The following is a 17,754-nucleotide window of genomic DNA, read 5'->3' as shown; positions in this document are numbered from 1 at the left end:
GTCATCCGGTGTCATACACTGGAGAGGTTGTCCGGTCACACGTGCGGAGGAGGCGATCAAGATCTCGACGATGTCTGATCAGACCGTGAGGAAGTCGTCCATCGGTCGCACGGTGAAGGCCTACATCACGCTCACCAAGCCGCGTGTCCTCGAGCTCCTGCTCGTGTCGACCGTGCCGGTGATGTTCCTGGCGCAGGGGGGACTGCCGAACCTGTGGCTCGTGTTGGCGACCGTCATCGGCGGTTCGTTGAGCGCCGGTTCCGCCGCATCCTTCAACATGTACCTCGATCGCGACATCGACGCGCACATGCACCGCACCGAGAACCGTCCGCTGGTCACAGGCGAGGTCAGCCCTCGCGGCGCCCTGGTCTTCTCGTGGACGCTCGCCATCGCCTCGACCGTCTGGCTGCTCGCCACGACCAACTGGCTCACGGCGGCCCTCTCGGCCACGGCGATCTTCTTCTACGTCGTGATCTACACGATCATCCTGAAGCGCCGCACCGAGCAGAACATCGTGTGGGGCGGCATCGCGGGCTGCTTCCCGGTGCTGATCGGCTGGTCCGCGGTCACCGGTTCGCTCGACTGGCCGGCATTCATCCTCTTCCTCCTCGTCTTCCTCTGGACGCCGCCGCACTACTGGCCGCTGTCGATGAAGTACAAGGACGACTACGAGGACGTCGACGTCCCCATGCTCGGCGTCACGCGCAATGCCTCGCAGGTCGGCCTCCAAGTGATCCTCTACGCGTGGGCGACCGTCGCCTGCTCGCTCCTGCTGGTGCCGATCGCGAACATGGGCCTCGTGTACACGATCTCCGCTGCGGTCTTCGGCGGATGGTTCATCTACGAGTCGCACCGCCTCTACAACCGTGCGGTCCACGGCACCGAGCCGCGTCCGATGCGTGTGTTCCACGCCTCGATCACCTACCTGACGCTGATCTTCGTCGCGGTCGCAGTCGACCCGCTGCTCCCGTTCTGACACTGATTCCGAACGACGAAGCGGCGCCGAGGAATTCCTCGGCGCCCCTTCGTCGTTTCCTGCCCGGTGGTCGATCAGCGGGTGGTCGAGGGTGAGCTGTCCGGCTTCGCGTCGGTGGCCTGGGCGTCGTCTCTCGTGACCTCGGCTTCGACAACGACCTCTTCGGTCGCGGGGGTCGTGTCCGCAGACGGGGTCGTGGCGACGGGAGCGGGCGTCTCCTCGGCCTCGACGGTCCAGTCGATGGCCTCGACGACCGCCGGTGCCGGTGCAGGGACGAGCGATCGCGCGGCGACGAGCGCGAGCGTCAGCAGGATGCCGACGATTCCGGCCGCGAGCACTCCGGCACCCACCACGACGAGCGACTGGCCGACGTAGACCTCGACGCCGGTGGCCGTGCCATCGAGCAACGTGGTCGTCATCGTGCCGATCTGACCCGAGATCAACCAGGCGCCGACCGCAGCGGTGGCGAGGGAGACGACCAGGAGGAGCCAGAACCCCATGCTTCGTGTGAGTGACTTGTTCATGTCGCCCACCCTCGCGGATGCGCTGATGAGTCCGCGATGTGAAAGCTATGGAACGACTGTGCGGGCCCTCAGGCGTCGACGGGTACCGGACGCTTGAGGCGCAGCACCACGACGGTGTAGGCGGCCGCCGAGAGCGGGGCCAGGACCATGTGGATGCCGACGAGCAGCGGGGGGAGTCCTTCTCTGGCCTGCCAGATGCCGACCCCGACCTGCACGAGGATCGCCAGCACGAGCACGAGCAGCCAGCGTCGAGGCTCCAGGCGCAGCACCCAGGCGGAGACCGTCAGGAACAGGACCAGCGCTGCGAGGATGTAGCCCGGCCACGAGTGCACGTGCGCGAGCACGGACGCGTCGAACCCGTGGCGCAGCACGTCGGCATCCCCGGAGTGCGGACCGGATCCGGTCGTCAGCACACCGACGACGATCGTGACGGCCAGGGCGAGACCGGTCACGTGGGTGACGGCGGCGAACCAGGCGGGCACGGCGCGCTCGCGAGGTCCGGGCGAGGTCTTCAGGCGTACGAGGAAGGCCGCCGTGACGCAGACGAGCAGCAGGGAGGACGTGTAGTGGAAACCCACAATGAAGGGGTTGAGGCCGGTAAGGACCGTGATGCCGCCGACGAGCGCCTGGGCCACCACGCCGATCAGGGTGAGCCAGGCGAGCATGACGAGGTCGCGTCGGGCGGGAGTAGTGCGCACCGAGCGCACGGCTGCAGCGATGACGGCGACCAGCAGGACGGCGAGGGCGATCGGCGAGGCGGGGAAATGCAGGGGAGTGGCGATGGCGAACGTTGCGACAGCCGCGACGATCCCACCCAGTGCGAACCAGAGGGCGTTGACCAGGCCGCGCTTTCCGCTGAACAGACGCAGGACCAGCAGCACGACCGCCAGGGCGATGATGCCGACGACGCCGGTCATCAGCCGATTGCCGAACTCGATGATCCCGTGGATGCCCTGCACCTCGAGGATCGGCACGAGGGAGTCCGGGGTGCACAGCGGCCAGTCCGAGCAGCCGAGGCCCGAGCCGGTGAGCCGCACGGCCCCGCCGGTGCCGATGATGATCGTCTCGCTGATGAACGACAACCACGCGAAGACCGTCAACGCACGACCCCAGGACGAGGAACGAGGGGGGACCCCCTGCGTCGTCGAGGTGGCGGGGATCATCGTGTCGGGCATAAGTCCTCCGGACCGCACGAGACGCGGCGGGCATGGCCCGTCTGTCAGGCGGAACCTGTAGAATCGGATTGTTGCGATGAGCGCTGACAGCGCTGAAGTATCGTCAACAGTTTAGGCGCGATGGAAGCGCCGGTGATGAGGGCCCACCAACGGCACCCGCTCCCGCAGGCTCGACGGGGATCAGGTGTGTCGGGGCGGATGACACCGTTTGGGACCTGTGAGGAGAGTGTTGGATGTCGGATGTGCTGATCGACCGCCCGGAGCTTGACGGCCTGGGGGTGTACGAATTCGGCTGGCACGATGAGGATGCTGCGGGTGCCATCGCGAAACGCGGTATCTCCGAAGACGTCGTCCGTGGGATCTCGGGCCTCAAGAACGAACCCGAATGGATGCTGAAGACCCGCCTCAAGGGGTATCAGCTCTTCGGGCGCAAGCCGATGCCGACCTGGGGTGCAGACCTCAGCGAGATCGACTTCGACAACATCAAGTACTTCGTCCGCTCCACCGAGAAGCAGGCGCAGACGTGGGAAGACCTTCCCGCCGAGATCCGTGAGACCTACGAGCGACTCGGCATCCCCGAGGCCGAGCGTCAGCGCCTCGTGGCCGGCGTCGCGGCGCAGTACGAGTCCGAGGTCGTCTACCACCAGATCCGTGAGGACCTGGAGCAGCAGGGTGTCATCTTCATGGACACCGACACCGCGCTGCGCGAGCACCCCGAGTTCTTCGAGGAGTACTTCGGCACCGTGATCCCCGCCGGCGACAACAAGTTCGCAGCTCTCAACACGGCCGTGTGGTCCGGCGGCTCGTTCGTCTACGTTCCCAAGGGCGTGCACGTCGAGATCCCGCTGCAGGCGTACTTCCGCATCAACACCGAGAACATGGGTCAGTTCGAACGCACGCTGATCATCGCCGACGAGGACAGCTACGTCCACTACATCGAGGGCTGCACGGCTCCGATCTACAAGTCGGACTCTCTGCACTCGGCCGTTGTCGAGATCATCGTGAAGAAGAACGCCCGCGTTCGCTACACGACGATCCAGAACTGGTCGAACAACGTCTACAACCTGGTCACCAAGCGCGCCGTGGCGTACGAGGGCGCGACCATGGAGTGGGTGGACGGCAACATCGGCTCCAAGGTGACGATGAAGTACCCGTCGATCTACCTGATGGGCGAGCACGCCAAGGGCGAGACGCTGTCGGTCGCCTTCGCCGGTCCCGGTCAGCACCAGGACGCCGGCGCGAAGATGATCCACATGGCCCCGTACACGCAGTCGTCGATCGTCTCGAAGTCGATCGCCCGCGGTGGGGGACGCGCCGGTTACCGCGGCGAGGTGCGAGTGGATGCTGCGGCACACCACTCCGCGAACACCGTGCGGTGCGACGCCCTGCTCGTGGACACCAAGTCCCGCTCCGACACCTACCCGGCGATCGACATCCGTGTCGACGACGTGCAGCTCGGCCACGAGGCCACGGTCTCGAAGGTGAGTGAGGAGCAGCTGTTCTACCTGCAGTCCCGCGGCATGCCAGAGGACGAGGCGATGGCGATGATCGTGCGCGGCTTCATCGAGCCGATCGCGCGTGAGCTGCCCATGGAGTACGCGATGGAACTGAACAAGCTCATCGAGATGGGCATGGAAGGATCGGTCGGCTAGTGACGGCCTCGACGACAGCGCCTGCCGAGGCGCAGCACAGCAACGCGCCCGAAGGCGCGCACATCGACCCGGCGGCCCAGGTCGCCGCCGCGGGCTTCGTCCCGGTGCAGACCCGCTCGGAGCGGCCGCACTCCTTCGAGCCCGCCGACTTCGGTGCCCCGACAGGGCGCGAGGTCAATTGGAAGCACACCCCGGTCGCGCAGCTCACCTCGCTGTTCGAGGTCGCGTCGCCGAACGACGGTGTCAGCTACACGTACGGTGCGGGGGAGCAGTACATCGCCGCTCCGCTCGCCATCGGTGCGGCTCCCCGTGGCGAGGTCTTCCTCGCGGAAGACGTGACGGCCGCCGTCGCGTGGCAGGGGAGCACCGAGGCACTCCACGTGCGCATCCCGCGCGAGGAAGAGGTCGCCGAGCCTGTCTTCATTTCCATCGCCGGTCTCGGAGCGCAGCGCCGTGCCGACGCGCACATCGTGATCGAGGCACTGGAGCACAGCTCTGCGACGGTCGTGCTCCAGCACACCGGTTCCGCGCAGTACGCGCAGAACGTCGAGATCATCGTCCGCGACGGCGCGAAGCTCACGGTCATCAGCCTGCAGCAGTGGGAGGACGACGCGGTTCACGCGGCCGCACACCAGGCTCGGGTCGGCGCCGATGCGACGCTCAAGCACTTCGTCGTGAGCTTCGGCGGCGGCATCGTGCGCGTCAACCCGAACGTCGAGCTGGCCGGCGCCGGTTCCGAGGGCTACCTCTACGGCCTCTCCTACGCAGACGCCGGGCAGCACCTGGAGAGCCAGGTCTACCTGCACCACAAGGGCCCGCACACCAAGGGCGACGTCCTCTACAAGGGCGCGCTGCAGGGGCAGGGCGCGCACAGCGTCTGGATCGGCGACGTCCTCATCGGCGCCGACGCGACGGGCACCGACTCGTACGAGGCGAACCGCAACCTCGTCCTCACCGAAGGTGCACGCGCCGACTCGATCCCGAACCTCGAGATCGAGACGGGTGACATCCTCGGTGCCGGGCATGCGAGCGCCACCGGTCGTTTCGACGACGAGCAGCTGTTCTACCTGCAGGCGCGCGGTATCACCGAGGAAGAGGCGCGACGCCTCGTCGTGCTCGGATTCCTCACCGACATCGTGCAGCGCCTGGGCATCCCCGCCCTCGAGGCCGAGCTGCTCGCAGCCATCGAGACGGAGCTCGCCGAGGTGAGTGCATGACCGCCGAGCGCGTCTGCGGCGTCGCCGACCTGGAACAGGACATGCCTCTGCGCGTGGACCCGGGCGGCGTGCCCATCACGGTGATCAAGGACGGCGAGGGTGTCATCCACGCCATCGGCGACACCTGCACCCACGGCGACATCTCGCTGTCCGAGGGCTTCGTCGAGGGTGACACGGTGGAGTGCTGGGCACACGGCTCCGCCTTCTCGCTGCTCACCGGCAAGCCCCAGAATCTCCCCGCTTATGAGCCCGTCCCGGTCTATGTCGTCCAGATCGACGGCGATGACGTGCTCATCGATCCGACTGTGATTAAGGAAGTCTGAAGAATGTCTGTTCTCGAGATCCGCGACCTGCACGTGACGGTCGAGACCGAGGCGGGGACCACCCCGATCCTCAACGGAATCAACCTCACCATGAACACCGGTGAGACCCACGCCATCATGGGCCCCAACGGCTCCGGCAAGTCGACCCTGGCCTACACGATCGCCGGTCACCCCAAGTACACGGTGACCTCGGGATCCATCACTTTCGACGGCCAGGACGTCCTGGAGATGAGCGTCGACGAGCGGGCCCGCGCCGGCCTGTTCCTCGCGATGCAGTACCCGGTCGAGATCCCCGGCGTCACGGTGACGAACTTCCTCCGCACGGCCAAGACGGCGCTCGACGGCGAAGCACCGGCGATCCGCGGCTGGACCAAGGACGTCAAGGCGGCCATGTCGAACCTGCGCATGGACCCGAAGTTCGCGCAGCGCAACGTCAACGAGGGCTTCTCCGGTGGCGAGAAGAAGCGCCACGAGATCCTGCAGCTCGAGGTGCTGAAGCCGAAGTTCGCTATCCTCGACGAGACCGATTCCGGCCTCGACGTCGACGCGCTCAAGATCGTCTCCGAGGGTGTCAACCGCGCGAAGGAGTCCACCGGACTCGGCGTGCTGCTGATCACGCACTACACCCGCATCCTTCGCTACATCCGCCCCGACTTCGTCCACGTGGTCGTCGCGGGCAAGATCGTCGAAGAGGGCGGCCCCGAGCTGGCAGACCGGCTGGAGAACGAGGGATACGACCGTTTCCTCGACCCTGCAGCTCCGATCGAGGCGTAGGCTGATCGCATGACAGCGACCCTCACGGACGAGAAGTACGACGCGGTCACCGAGGCCCTCAAGGACGTGATGGATCCCGAGCTCGGGATCAACGTCGTCGACCTCGGCCTCATCTACGATCTCGCTTGGGATGACGAGAACGACGCTCTCGTCATCCACATGACGCTGACCAGTGCCGGATGCCCGCTCACCGACGTTCTCGAGGACCAGACTGCTCAGGCTCTGGACAACGTCGTCGATCGCTTCCGGATCAACTGGGTGTGGATGCCGCCGTGGGGTCCGGAGAAGATCTCCGACGACGGGCGCGACATGATGCGCGCCCTCGGCTTCGCGATCTGACCCGCGCAGGAGCATCGCCGGAAGGCGTTGTCGGCGCGCGTCGGATCGGATGATACCGCGACGGCGCGTGTCGGAACCTCGGGAGAGAGAATGCTTCATGTGAAGGCCCTGCCTCTGGCGGAGCTCCGCGAGCGCAGCAGCGAGAAGTGGCGGGAGTACCCCGCAGACGTCCTGCCGTTGTTCGTCGCGGAAACCGACTTCCCGCTGGCTCCGGCCATCTCGACGGCGTTGCAGCGTGCCGTCGAGATCGGCGACACGGGATACATCGCCTCGCGGACCCCGTTGGCCGAGTCGTTCGCGTCCTTCGCGTCCCGACGCTACGGGTGGGAGCCTGATCCCGCTCGGATGCGCAGCACGGCGGACGTGAGCATGGGGATCGTCGAGATCCTCCGTCGCGTGACCCAGCCGGGAGAGCGCATCGTCGTCACGCCGCCGGTGTACCCGCCTTTCTACGATCTGGTGGCCGAGGCCGGTGCAGAGGTGGAGCGTGTACCGCTTGGCGATACGGGAACCGGGTGGGAGCTCGATCTCGACGGCATCCGCACGGCGTTCGAGGACGGCGCGACCGCGATCCTGCTCTGCAACCCGCACAACCCCACCGGCACCGTGCATGACCGCGACAGCCTCGCTGCTCTCGCGGAGTTGGCCGACGAGTTCGGCGTCGCGGTGGTCTCGGACGAGATCCATGCCCCGCTCGCTCAGCCGGGCACGGGGTTCACCCCGTTCCTCGCCGTGAACGACGCCGCGCAGCGGGTGGGCTACGCCGTGGTGAGCGCGAGCAAGGCGTTCAACCTCGCCGGGCTCAAGTGCGCTCTCATGGTCACGGCCGACGACGAGACGAGTGCCGTCGTGTGCGGGCTTCCAGTCGAGGTGGAGTGGCGTACCGGGCAGTTCGGTCTGCTCGCCGCTGTCGCCGCCTTCTCTGAGGAGAGCGACGCCTGGCTCGATGGACTGCTGCGCACTCTCGACGAGAACCGGGTGCTGCTCGAAGACCTTCTCGCCGCGCGCCTCCCCGGCGCGCGCTATCGCCTCCCCGATGCCGGATACCTCGCGTGGATCGACCTCTCCGCGCTGGGATGGGGAGACAATCCCGCGAGGCGCATCCTGAAGGACGCCAAGGTCGCCCTGCACTTCGGGCCGGCCTTCGGTGCGGAGGGCGCGGGCCACGTGCGGTTGAACTTCGGCACCAGCCCGGAGATCCTCACCGAGGCCATCGAGCGCATCGCAGCGCTCGTCGGTCGATGACCGCCCCGGCCGACGCCGCGACGATCTGGGACCGCCAACGCATCTGGGTGACCCTCGGCGCGGTCGCGCTGATCTTCCTCGGGGCGATCGAAGCCCTCGCGGTCACCACCGTGATGCCGATCGTCAGCGCAGCGCTGAACGGTGAGGCTCTGTTCGCCGTCGCCTTCGCCGGCACTCTGGCGACGAGTGTGATCGGCATGGTCGCGACCGGAACATGGTCGGATGCCCGCGGACCGCGCGGTGCCCTGTACGTCGCCGTGACCCTCTTCATCATCGGCCTGCTGCTCTCCGGCTTCGCCGTCACGATGCATCAGTTCCTGATCGGACGACTCGTCCAGGGCCTCGGGACCGGAGGGCAGACGGTCGCACTGTACGTCGTGGTCGCCCGGCTGTATCCGCCCCACCTGCACGGTCGGATCTTCGCCGCCTTCGCCGCGGCATGGGTCGTGCCGTCGATGGTCGGTCCCTTCCTCGCCGGTGCGGTCGCCGAGTATCTCGACTGGCGCTGGGCGTTCCTCGGCGTGGCGGTGCTGACGGCTGCGGCATTCCTGATGATCGCCGTCCGTCTTCGCGGTGTGGACCTCGGCCGCGGCACCCCGCAGGACCGCAAGACGCTGATCGTGCGGCTGGTGCTGGCGGTGGTGGTCGCGGTCTTGGCCGTCGTGGTCGGCTTCTCGGCGGATCTGCAGCCCTCGATGAGGTGGCCGGTGGCGCTCGGCGCCGTGCTGGCGATCGGATTCGCCGTGATGCCGCTGTTGCCGCGGCGCACACTCCGCGCCGGAGCGGGGCTCCCGAGCGTGGTGCTGATGCGGGGAATCGTGGCCGGGGCCTTCTTCGCGGCTGAGGCGTACATCCCGTATCTGCTGATGAAGAAGTTCGACTTCACCGCGACATGGGCGGGCATCGCCCTGATGCTCGCGGCGCTGGCCTGGGCAGGCGCCTCGGCTCTGCAGGGGCGATTCGGGGAGCGGTTGGGGAATCACCGCATCACGACGATCAGCCTGAGCTCGCTGCTCATCGCCATGCTGTGCGTGCTCACGGCCGCGGTGTTCGATGTCTCGGCCGCCGTGGTCGTGGTGGCCTGGGCGTTCGCCGGGGGCGGGATGGGGCTGCTCTATCCTCGTCTCACGGTGCTGACGCTGGCCTACTCGGACGATACCGACCAGGGGTTCAACTCCTCGGCGCTGTCCATCTCGGATGCGTCCGGATCGGCCGTCGCCATCGCCCTCGCCGGGCTCGGCGTCGCGACCCTCGGCGGCGGGGCAGGGGCGTTCAGCGCGGTGTTCGCGTTCTGTATCGTCCTCGTCGTGCTGGCTCTGGTGCCCGGTCTCAGGCTCGGGCACGCGGCGGAGTCGGCGGCGCGCTGATCACTCCGGCGAGGGCGGTGACCCCGAGCTCGAAGACGCGATCGAGGCCGGCGGTGACGTCGACGTCATCGGTGTCCGGCAGGGCGCCGTGGCTGTCGGCGTGCATGCGCTGCTGCACGAGCGTGGCATGGCCGAGCACGAAGTGCAGGATCGCGGCGCTCCGATCCTCCACGTCGGCGGCACCCTGCGCGCGCAGCGCATCGGCCAACGCGGTCTGCGCCTGCGAGGAGCCGAGCTGGAGCGCGTAGGTGCTGAGGACCAGCTCCGCGCCGTCGCGGTAGGTGAAGAGCGCGTCACGGATGCCCCGCGCCGTCGCCACGACGTCGGTCGGCTCGCTCGGGATCGTGGCGGTGATCCGATCGGCCAGCTCCGCGATCAGCTCCTGCTTGTTCGCGAAGTGCCAGTAGAGCGCGCTCGGCTGCACGTCGAGGCCCGCCGCGATACGCCGCATCGAGAGGTCTGCCAGCCCCACCTCGTCGAGCAGAGCGAGGGCACTCCTGGCCACGCTGTCGCGGTCGTGACGTGCGGGATTGGGCTCAGGGCTCATGCTCCGATTATAGTGAACGACGTTCAGGTGAACAGTGTTCAGGTGAGACGCGTGGAGAGGCCCAAGGTGACGACATCCCCTCAGATCGGCATCGCTCCGATCAGCCTCGACCGGGTGTCGGTGCAGATCGACGGTCGTCGGGTACTGCACGACGTCAGCGCCGAGCTCACAGCGGCGACCATCGCCGTGATCGGGGCGAACGGGTCTGGCAAGTCGACCTTCGCGAGAGTGCTGAACGGCCTCATCGCGCCCCACAGCGGTTCGGTGTCGGTACACGGGTTCGACACGGTGCGCGAGCGTGCCGCGGTGCGCAGACTCGTGGGCTTCGTGTTCACCAACCCGGATGCGCAGATCCTCATGCCGACCCCTGCCGAAGACCTCGCGCTGTCGCTGCGCGGCCTCCCGAGGAAGGAGATCGCCGAGCGCGTCAGGCAGGCCCTCCAGGTGCACGGACTGGGGGCACATGCGGAGATGCCCGCATCGAGCCTGTCCGGCGGGCAGAAGCAGATGCTCGCGCTGGCCTCGGTGCTGATCGCGGCGCCGAGGGTCATCGTCGCGGACGAGCCGACGACGCTCCTCGATCTGCGCAACGCCCGCCGCATCGGCGACCTCCTGCTCGCCCAGCAGGCTCAGCTCGTGGTGGTGACGCACGACCTCGAGCTCGCGGCCCGCTGCGACACCGCGCTGCTCTTCGAGGACGGACGGATCGTCGCCTCAGGCCCGCCACCGACGGTGATCGCGGCATATCGTCAGGCGTGCGCGTGATCGCGCTGTACCGCCCGGGAACAGGGATACTCCATCGCCTCCCCGCCGGGGTCAAGCTCGCGGCCCTCGCGATCGGGGCTCTCCTTCTCTCGCTGTATCCTCACGACCCGATCAGCATCGCCGTCTCGCTCCTGATCGTCGTCGGGCTCTACGGCGTGAGCGGGATGCCGCTCCGCGTGCTCCTGGTCGAGATGTGGCGACTGCGGTGGATCGTCCTCGTCCTCACCGCCGCCCTGGTGATCTTCGTGTCGCCGGTGGCCGCGTGGATCAGCACAGGAAGGGTCCTGGCGGTGCTGCTCCTGGCCAGCCTGCTCACGCTCACCACCCGGATGGCAGACCTTCTCGAGGCGTTGCACCGGCTCCTGCGGCCGCTGCGCAGGGTCGGGGCGGACCCGGAGGCGATGGCGCTGACGATATCGCTGACCCTCGCTACCATCCCGGTGATCGCCGGGTTCGCCGCACGCGTCCGGGAGGCTGAGCAGGCGCGTGATGTGCGCCTGGGCGTCCGCACCGTAGTGCCCCTGCTCGTGCTCGCGCTCACGCATGCGGATGAGGTCGGAGACGCACTGGCGGCGAGGGGCATGGGCTGACTCAGGCAGGCACGAGCCTGGCGGTGGGGGATGCCGACTGAGACGCCGCCCCTGCGGAGGAAAGCGACGACAGCCGCAGGGAGGCCGCGATCAGCGCGATCGCGATCAGCGCGGTCGCGACCGAGGTGCCGAGGGCCAGCAGCAGCACGATGCCGACGAGGCCGCTCAGGGTTCCCACGACGAGACGACGCATCGAGGACGTCGCCGGGAGCGCGGGCTGCGATTCGAATCGCGTGAACGCGACGGCTACGAGGGCCGTCAGAGCGACGGCGGTCGCGAGCCAGAGCGGGCGCCCGGCCCACCAGCCCGCGCTGTCCAGCGCCGGCAGCCTCATGCCGGTCATGAGGGCGAACACGGCGGTGGAGCCGGCCATGAGCAGCAGCACCGGCATGTGCCACAGGTAGATCGTCATGTTGGCGATCAGGTCGGGGGAGTATATCCCGAAGGCGAACGTCGCCACCAGCGTCAGGAGGGCGGCGATGCCTGCAGCGGCACGGACGCGTCTGCTGAGGCGGTCGATGCTGCCGTCGGCGAGGAAGAAACCGAGCTGCTGGAGGGTCATCCACACGAAGGCGAGGTTCAGGAAGCCCAGGCCTTCGAGTCCGGAGGCCGCCCGAAGTACGTCGACGGCGATCGCGGCGACGGCCAGGGCTCCGATGGTCCGCAGGGGCGCGCGCTCATGAGAGGCGGCGAGGAGGGGGAGCAACGCCTGGCAGAGGAGGAAGACCCCCAGGAACCAGAGCGGCTGCCCGTAGCGGAAGCCGGCCGTCGCGATCAGGTCGGCAGGGACGCCCGAGACGGTGAGCAGGGCGAGCGCGAGTCCGATGACGGCGATCGTGAGGATCGCCGGACGCAGCAGGCGGTGCACGCGGCCGGCGACGAAGCCGATAGCCGTTCCTCCGCGCTGACGCATCCGCTGATAGGCGAGGAGTCCGGAGAAGCCTCCGATCACGAAGAACAGCGGCATCACCTGCAGGAACCAGCTGAGCGGTGCGATCCATGCCGTTTCGTCGCTGGCGCTGTCGAAGACCGGGCCGGACTCGCCGACGGTGACGCCGACCATGATCGCGTGCAGGAGGACGACGCCGAGGACGCAGAGGGCCCGGAGGAAGTCGACCCCGGTGTCGCGGGATGCGCGCGGGGGAGTCGTGGTGCTGACGGCGCGCGGTGCCTGGACGATGGTCATGAGTCCTCCTCGGAAGCGGTGTTCCAGGAGACTATGGACGCGGTGCAGGCGGAGGCATCATCCTCGGGTGCTGTTGCGACCCCCTACGACGGGGTGAGTCAGGATGAGGGCTCTACGAGTCCGGTGTCGTAGGCGAGGATCACGGCGTGCACGCGGTCGCGCAGGTTCAGCTTCGCGAGCACCTTGCCGACGTGCGTCTTCACGGTCTGCTCCGCGATGAAGAGCTCGGCGGCGATCTCCGTGTTGGAGCGTCCTCGACCGATGAGCACGAGCACCTCGCGCTCCCGATCGGTGAGGTCGGCCAGGGTTGTCGCCGAACGCGGTGCCCGGGGGCGACGGCCGGCGAACTGCTCGATCATGCGACGGGTCACACTGGGGGCGAGCAGCGCATCTCCACCTGCAACGACCCGCACCGCGTGCACGAGTTCCTCCGGTAGTGCGTCCTTCAGCAGAAACCCGCTGGCACCGGCCTCGAGGGCGTCGTACACGTAGTCATCGATGTCGAACGTCGTCAGCATCAGTATCCGGGGCACGTGCGCCGCGGGGTGTCCACTCCCGCACGTTATGCGGCAGGCGATGGCACAGGCATCCCTCTGAGGTATCGGGACGCTCACTCTCCGGGCTGATCTTGCTGACCGCGACGCCCGGCTACGACGCTTATACTGGGAGGCTGGCCGATCGGCCGAACAACCTCCCCGAAAGAACGGACGTCCGCTGTGCTTGCCGTGCACGACCTCGAGATCCGCGTTGGCGCGCGCCTGCTGATGGAGAACGTCTCGTTCCGCGTCGCCGACGGAGACAAGATCGGACTCGTCGGCCGCAACGGGGCCGGAAAGACCACGCTCACCAAGGTGCTCGCGGGCGACGTGCTGCCCTCCGGCGGAAGCGTGACCCGCTCCGGCGAGCTCGGCTACCTCCCGCAGGACCCCCGTTCGGGCAACCCCGAAGACCTCGCGCGCACCCGCATCCTCGATGCTCGCGGGCTCGGTCAGCTCAACCTCGGCATGACCGAGGCCGCGCTCGCGATGGGCTCCGACGACCCGGCGGTGGCCGACAAGGCGATGAAGCGCTATGCCCGTCTCACCGAGCAGTTCGAGGCACAGGGCGGCTATGCGGCAGAGGCCGAGGCCGCCTCCATCGCCAACAACCTGTCGCTTCCCGACCGCATCCTCGACCAGCCGCTGTCGACGCTCTCCGGTGGTCAGCGTCGCCGCATCGAGCTCGCCCGCATCCTGTTCTCCGACGCCGAGACGATGATCCTCGACGAGCCGACGAACCACCTCGACGCCGACAGCGTCGTGTGGCTGCGGGAGTTCCTCAAGGGCTACAAGGGTGGACTGATCGTGATCAGCCACGATGTCGAGCTGGTCGGCGAGACGGTGAACCGCGTGTTCTACCTCGACGCCAACCGCCAGAGCATCGACACCTACAACATGAACTGGAAGAACTACCTGCGCCAGCGGGTGGCCGATGAGGAGCGCCGCAAGAAAGAGCGTGCGAACGCCGAGAAGAAGGCGACGACCCTGCAGCTGCAGGCCGCACGCTTCGGGGCGAAGGCCTCGAAGGCCGCTGCTGCGCATCAGATGATCGCGCGCGCCGAGAAGCTGCTCGCGGGGCTCGACGAGGTGCGCCAGGAAGACCGGGTCGCGAAGCTGCGCTTCCCGAAGCCGGCGCCCTGCGGCAAGACGCCGATGATGGCGTCAGGCCTGTCGAAGTCGTACGGATCGCTCGAGATCTTCACCGATGTCGACCTGGCCATCGATCGCGGCTCCAAGGTGGTCGTGCTCGGTCTCAACGGTGCGGGCAAGACCACGCTGTTGCGCATGCTCGCCGGTGTCGACCAGCCGGACACGGGGCAGCTGGAGCCGGGGCACGGTCTCAAGGTCGGGTACTACGCGCAGGAGCACGAGAACCTCGATGTGAACCGCTCGGTGCTGGAGAACATGGTCTCGGCCGCTCCGCACATCACCGAGACCGAGGCCCGCAAGGTGCTGGGGTCGTTCCTGTTCACGGGCGACGATGTGCTCAAGCCCGCCGGAGTGCTTTCCGGTGGCGAGAAAACGCGTCTGTCGCTTGCGACGCTCGTCGTCTCGTCCGCGAACCTGCTGCTGCTCGACGAGCCGACCAACAACCTCGACCCCGCCTCCCGCGAGGAGATCCTCGGTGCGCTCGCGCACTACGAGGGCGCTGTCGTGCTCGTCTCGCATGATCCGGGCGCCGTGCAGTCGCTCAACCCCGAGCGCGTGCTCATCCTGCCCGACGGTGTCGAGGACATCTGGAGCCAGGAGTACCAGGACCTCATCGAGCTCGCCTGATCCCTTCGCGGGAAAGGGGTGAGCCCGCAGAGTATTCGTGGCATAGTCGGGACCATGTCGATTGCGCCACCCCCGTCCTTGTCAGATATCAGGGAGTGGTTGCGTGCGCAGCCTTCCCTCACCGGCGCCGCGCCGACGCTCGACCTCGCAGAGCTTCCAGAGGATCCTGAGCCGCTCTTCGTCGACTGGATCGGGGAGGCGGCCGAGAGCGGGGTCGCAGAGCCGCACACGGCCACACTGGCGACGGTGGACGGTGACGGCATACCGGATGCGCGGACACTGATCCTCAAGAACGTCGATGCGGAGGGATGGTCGTTCGCCGGGGCGCGCTCTTCCCGCAAGAGCCAGCAGATCGCTGCGCGCCCCGCCGCGGCGTTGAACTTCTGGTGGCAGCCGCTCCGGCGAGCCGTTCGCGTGCGAGGAATGATCCGAGAAGCTTCTCCGGTGGAGAGCGCCGCAGATCTCGCCGCGCGCTCGGCCGAGGCCCGCGGTGGCATCGCGGCGGGGGAACGGGTTCTCTGGAGGATCGTTGCGACGCGAGTCGAGTTCTGGCAGGGATCAGCGGACCGGAACCATAACCGGATCATCTATCGTCGCGCGGAGGGTGGCTGGCAACGCACCGTGATGGGCTCGATCACCGGCGTGGAGAGCGATCAGATCGTCGACGGACGTGCATGAGTGACTTTCAGGTGGTCGAGATCGGGGCGCTCGAGGAATGGCGCACCCACCACGGTGGCTTCGACGTCTCGCGATGAACGGCGCTGGCTCTGTCTCCGCAGCGGCTGCACCGATCAGCGCACGTCGAGCAGTTCGTCCTCGACGTCGGCATCGTGGTCCTTGCGACGCGACTTCCTGACCGGGGCCGGCGCGCCCTCGACCTCTTCGCGGTGCTTCACGATCTCCGTGCGGATGATGTATCCGATGAAGATGAAGCCCATCAGGGCGAAGAGAATCCACTGGATCGCGTACGACAGATGTGGACCGGGATCGTCGGTGGGGGAGTCGAATCCACCCAGTGCGCCGTCCCCTGCCGGTTCCTCGCTGATCACTCGTCCGTAGGCGCTCGTGATCACATCGCCGTCGACGAGCGTCGCGATCGACGGCAGGTTGATGGTCGGGACCTGTCCTTCGGGTGCCCCGCGACCCGAGGCCGGTAGCTGCTCGCCCGGGCGAAGTCGCACCGTGACCTCGGCTTCCCCCGAGGGAGGGGCCGGCACCGAATCCGGGGCATCGCCATCGCCGGGCGGCACCCAGCCGCGATCGACGATGAAGATGCGTCCATCGGCGTCACGGAACGGCACCAGCACCTCGAAAGCACTGGTCCCACCGTGAGGGCGGTTCCTGACCAGCAGCTGCTGTTCCGCCAGGTACTCGCCCTTCAGGACCACCGGGCGCCACTCATCGGCCGGATCGAGCGCGCCGTCGTCTCCGATGAGATCGGTCAGGGGGACGGGGTCGGCGTCGTAGTTCTGCTCGACGAGTTCGATCTGCGCGGCACGGGATTCGTTCCGCTCGAACTGCCAATGCGACAGGAACACGCACGCGACCCCGAATCCGATCGCGATGAGCACGTAGATGACCCACCTGGTCAGTCGTCGGCTCATGCCGGAACTCCGTCTCGAACAGTCACCGGGAACTCACGTGCTGCGAGGTAGTCGCGGAGGTACTCGACATGCTCATCGCAGGCCAGCCAGATCTTCTCCCGATCGATGGCGTGGATCCGAGGATTACGCCACACGACCTGTCTGGTCGCCGCGCTCCGGCACCCGGCGCGCGAGCATTCGAGCTGTGTCATCGGTCCTTGGGGCCTTCATGGATCGTGAACACCGGCGGGGTCGTCGCCTCGGGCTCGATCGGAACCGGTCCCGGCGCTTCCAGCTCCTGCAAGGGCGACTCCGTCGTGGCTTCGGTGCTGTCGCTGCCCGCGTTCGCGAACACCACGGCGATGTACGGAAGCACGGCCGCCGAGATCCCGAAGACCCAGGTGTACCACCCGTAGGGCTGGACGAGCACCATGAGTGCGAAGCACACGATGCGGATGGTCATCGTCAGGACATATCGGCGCACGCGATGGTCAGCCTCGTCCTGCGGAGACTGCGGCAGGGAGGTGACGGCCGGGACTTGACGCGCGTTCTTCACGATGCCTCAAGCCTACGCCGCTGCCGACCCGTCGGCGTGCCCCTTCTGCGGCAGATCAGCGGGAGAAGATGAAGGGCAGGCTGAACGCTCCGACGAACAGGAAGCTGATGATGATGCCGATGAGGGTGAATGCGGCGATCGCGATCATCGCGTAACCGAGAATCAGTCCGGCGATGGCCATGCCTCGACCGCCGATGCCGGGATCACGCCGGGTCTGCCCGAGCGCCATGTGACCGGTAATCACGGCTGCGATCGACGCCAGCACCGGAATGATGGCCCAGACGAGCACGACTCCGGCGATGCCGCAGATCAGCGAGGTGATCGCGAGTCCACTCGTGGGGCGCGGGGCTGGGGCTGCGGGGTAGACCGGCGCGCCGTAGGGCGCATAGGCGGGCGGGGTCGTCAGGCTGTACGCCGGCGGGACGGGCTGGTTCTGCGCCGGCTGCGGGGTGGGCTGCGCCGGATACGCGGGAAGGGCCGGTACGACTGGGAAGGCAGCCGGAGCGGGCGGCCGAGGCGGAATGCGTGGTGGCTCGCCGGCAGGAGGGGGAGTGCGGTTGTCGCTCACGGTGAAGCCTTTCGTCTCGATCAGAGTTCCAGCACCGTCCGTGCCTGTCAAA

The 17,754-nt window shown here is 67.6% G+C and carries 20 protein-coding genes and 1 pseudogene; 12 read left to right on the top strand and 9 right to left on the bottom strand.

Annotated features, from left to right (window positions below):
- The first annotated feature begins 55 nt into the window (after positions 1 to 55).
- The gene (locus KY497_RS12940; protein WP_375140932.1) at positions 56 to 976 is read left to right on the top strand and encodes a heme o synthase; all 921 of its coding nucleotides are present in this window, start codon (positions 56 to 58) and stop codon (positions 974 to 976) included.
- Between the two features lie 74 nt (positions 977 to 1,050).
- On the opposite strand, the gene KY497_RS12935 is transcribed toward KY497_RS12940, so the two are convergent.
- Positions 1,051 to 1,500, bottom strand: a complete 450-nt coding sequence (locus KY497_RS12935) for a tetraspanin family protein (protein WP_229779019.1) — start codon at positions 1,498 to 1,500, stop codon at positions 1,051 to 1,053.
- A 68-nt stretch (positions 1,501 to 1,568) separates the two neighbouring features.
- The gene (locus KY497_RS12930) at positions 1,569 to 2,675 is read right to left on the bottom strand and encodes a heme A synthase (protein WP_219869203.1); all 1,107 of its coding nucleotides are present in this window, start codon (positions 2,673 to 2,675) and stop codon (positions 1,569 to 1,571) included.
- 233 nt (positions 2,676 to 2,908) lie between these two features.
- On the opposite strand from KY497_RS12930, the gene sufB reads away from it, so the two are divergent.
- From sufB to KY497_RS12895, 7 genes are all read left to right on the top strand, one after another.
- The gene (gene sufB / locus KY497_RS12925; protein WP_055867748.1) at positions 2,909 to 4,327 is read left to right on the top strand and encodes a Fe-S cluster assembly protein SufB; all 1,419 of its coding nucleotides are present in this window, start codon (positions 2,909 to 2,911) and stop codon (positions 4,325 to 4,327) included.
- A complete protein-coding gene (sufD, locus tag KY497_RS12920) occupies positions 4,327 to 5,544 on the top strand; it encodes a Fe-S cluster assembly protein SufD (RefSeq protein ID WP_055867751.1) in 1,218 nt (405 codons plus the stop codon). Before sufB ends, sufD begins: the two co-directional genes overlap by 1 nt.
- Positions 5,541 to 5,867, top strand: coding sequence for a non-heme iron oxygenase ferredoxin subunit (locus KY497_RS12915; RefSeq protein ID WP_017830403.1), 327 nt, complete (start codon positions 5,541 to 5,543; stop codon positions 5,865 to 5,867). Before sufD ends, KY497_RS12915 begins: the two co-directional genes overlap by 4 nt.
- Before the next feature lie 3 nt (positions 5,868 to 5,870).
- Positions 5,871 to 6,641 carry a Fe-S cluster assembly ATPase SufC gene (gene sufC, locus KY497_RS12910; RefSeq protein ID WP_017830404.1) on the top strand — a complete coding sequence of 257 codons (771 nt, stop codon included), beginning with the start codon at positions 5,871 to 5,873 and terminating at the stop codon, positions 6,639 to 6,641.
- A gap of 9 nt (positions 6,642 to 6,650) precedes the next feature.
- Positions 6,651 to 6,980 carry a metal-sulfur cluster assembly factor gene (locus tag KY497_RS12905; protein ID WP_017830405.1) on the top strand — a complete coding sequence of 110 codons (330 nt, stop codon included), beginning with the start codon at positions 6,651 to 6,653 and terminating at the stop codon, positions 6,978 to 6,980.
- Positions 6,981 to 7,070: 90 nt separating this feature from the next.
- On the top strand, positions 7,071 to 8,225 hold the full coding sequence (locus KY497_RS12900; protein ID WP_219869202.1) for a MalY/PatB family protein: 1,155 nt from the start codon (positions 7,071 to 7,073) through the stop codon (positions 8,223 to 8,225).
- Complete coding sequence (locus KY497_RS12895; protein ID WP_219869201.1) at positions 8,222 to 9,592, top strand: MFS transporter; 1,371 nt, start codon at positions 8,222 to 8,224, stop codon at positions 9,590 to 9,592. The genes KY497_RS12900 and KY497_RS12895 overlap by 4 nt, the downstream gene beginning before the upstream one ends.
- Here the strand turns inward: KY497_RS12895 and KY497_RS12890 are convergent.
- Positions 9,555 to 10,139: a TetR family transcriptional regulator gene (locus KY497_RS12890; RefSeq protein WP_219869200.1), complete on the bottom strand. Its 585-nt coding sequence runs from the start codon at positions 10,137 to 10,139 to the stop codon at positions 9,555 to 9,557. The genes KY497_RS12895 and KY497_RS12890 overlap by 38 nt on opposite strands.
- A gap of 66 nt (positions 10,140 to 10,205) precedes the next feature.
- On the opposite strand from KY497_RS12890, the gene KY497_RS12885 reads away from it, so the two are divergent.
- Together KY497_RS12885 and KY497_RS12880 are read left to right on the top strand one after the other, a co-directional pair.
- Positions 10,206 to 10,904, top strand: a complete 699-nt coding sequence (locus KY497_RS12885; RefSeq protein WP_219869199.1) for an energy-coupling factor ABC transporter ATP-binding protein — start codon at positions 10,206 to 10,208, stop codon at positions 10,902 to 10,904.
- Positions 10,895 to 11,494 (top strand): CbiQ family ECF transporter T component, encoded by a 600-nt coding sequence (locus tag KY497_RS12880; protein WP_258185687.1) that lies wholly within the window; start codon positions 10,895 to 10,897, stop codon positions 11,492 to 11,494. Before KY497_RS12885 ends, KY497_RS12880 begins: the two co-directional genes overlap by 10 nt.
- A gap of 1 nt (position 11,495) precedes the next feature.
- Here KY497_RS12880 and KY497_RS12875 read toward each other — a convergent pair whose 3' ends face one another.
- The gene (locus KY497_RS12875; RefSeq protein WP_219869198.1) at positions 11,496 to 12,680 is read right to left on the bottom strand and encodes an acyltransferase; all 1,185 of its coding nucleotides are present in this window, start codon (positions 12,678 to 12,680) and stop codon (positions 11,496 to 11,498) included.
- 98 nt (positions 12,681 to 12,778) lie between these two features.
- Positions 12,779 to 13,210: pseudogene (locus KY497_RS12870) on the bottom strand (LuxR C-terminal-related transcriptional regulator); the annotation flags it as partial.
- Positions 13,211 to 13,396: 186 nt separating this feature from the next.
- On the opposite strand from KY497_RS12870, the gene abc-f reads away from it, so the two are divergent.
- Both abc-f and KY497_RS12860 read left to right on the top strand, forming a co-directional pair.
- The gene (gene abc-f, locus KY497_RS12865) at positions 13,397 to 14,995 is read left to right on the top strand and encodes a ribosomal protection-like ABC-F family protein (protein WP_055867785.1); all 1,599 of its coding nucleotides are present in this window, start codon (positions 13,397 to 13,399) and stop codon (positions 14,993 to 14,995) included.
- Positions 14,996 to 15,094: 99 nt separating this feature from the next.
- A complete protein-coding gene (locus tag KY497_RS12860) occupies positions 15,095 to 15,673 on the top strand; it encodes a pyridoxamine 5'-phosphate oxidase family protein (RefSeq protein ID WP_308813119.1) in 579 nt (192 codons plus the stop codon).
- A gap of 113 nt (positions 15,674 to 15,786) precedes the next feature.
- Here KY497_RS12860 and KY497_RS12855 read toward each other — a convergent pair whose 3' ends face one another.
- From KY497_RS12855 to KY497_RS12845, 4 genes are read right to left on the bottom strand one after another with little or no spacing between them, the layout of a single operon-like run.
- Complete coding sequence (locus KY497_RS12855; RefSeq protein WP_055872418.1) at positions 15,787 to 16,599, bottom strand: SURF1 family protein; 813 nt, start codon at positions 16,597 to 16,599, stop codon at positions 15,787 to 15,789.
- Entirely contained in the window at positions 16,596 to 16,790 is a 195-nt protein-coding gene (locus KY497_RS16775) for a hypothetical protein (RefSeq protein WP_082524193.1), read from the bottom strand. Before KY497_RS16775 ends, KY497_RS12855 begins: the two co-directional genes overlap by 4 nt.
- Positions 16,787 to 17,134 (bottom strand): DUF3099 domain-containing protein, encoded by a 348-nt coding sequence (locus tag KY497_RS12850; protein WP_219869196.1) that lies wholly within the window; start codon positions 17,132 to 17,134, stop codon positions 16,787 to 16,789. Before KY497_RS12850 ends, KY497_RS16775 begins: the two co-directional genes overlap by 4 nt.
- A gap of 55 nt (positions 17,135 to 17,189) precedes the next feature.
- A complete protein-coding gene (locus KY497_RS12845; protein WP_258185686.1) occupies positions 17,190 to 17,702 on the bottom strand; it encodes a DUF4190 domain-containing protein in 513 nt (170 codons plus the stop codon).
- Between the last annotated feature and the right edge of the window lie 52 nt (positions 17,703 to 17,754).

The organism is Microbacterium sp. PAMC22086 (genome assembly GCF_019443525.1).
GTDB classification, from domain to species: Bacteria; Actinomycetota; Actinomycetes; order Actinomycetales; family Microbacteriaceae; genus Microbacterium; species Microbacterium maritypicum.
Note: the sequence above shows the minus strand (reverse complement) of the source record. Positions and strands in the feature narration are given on the sequence as shown.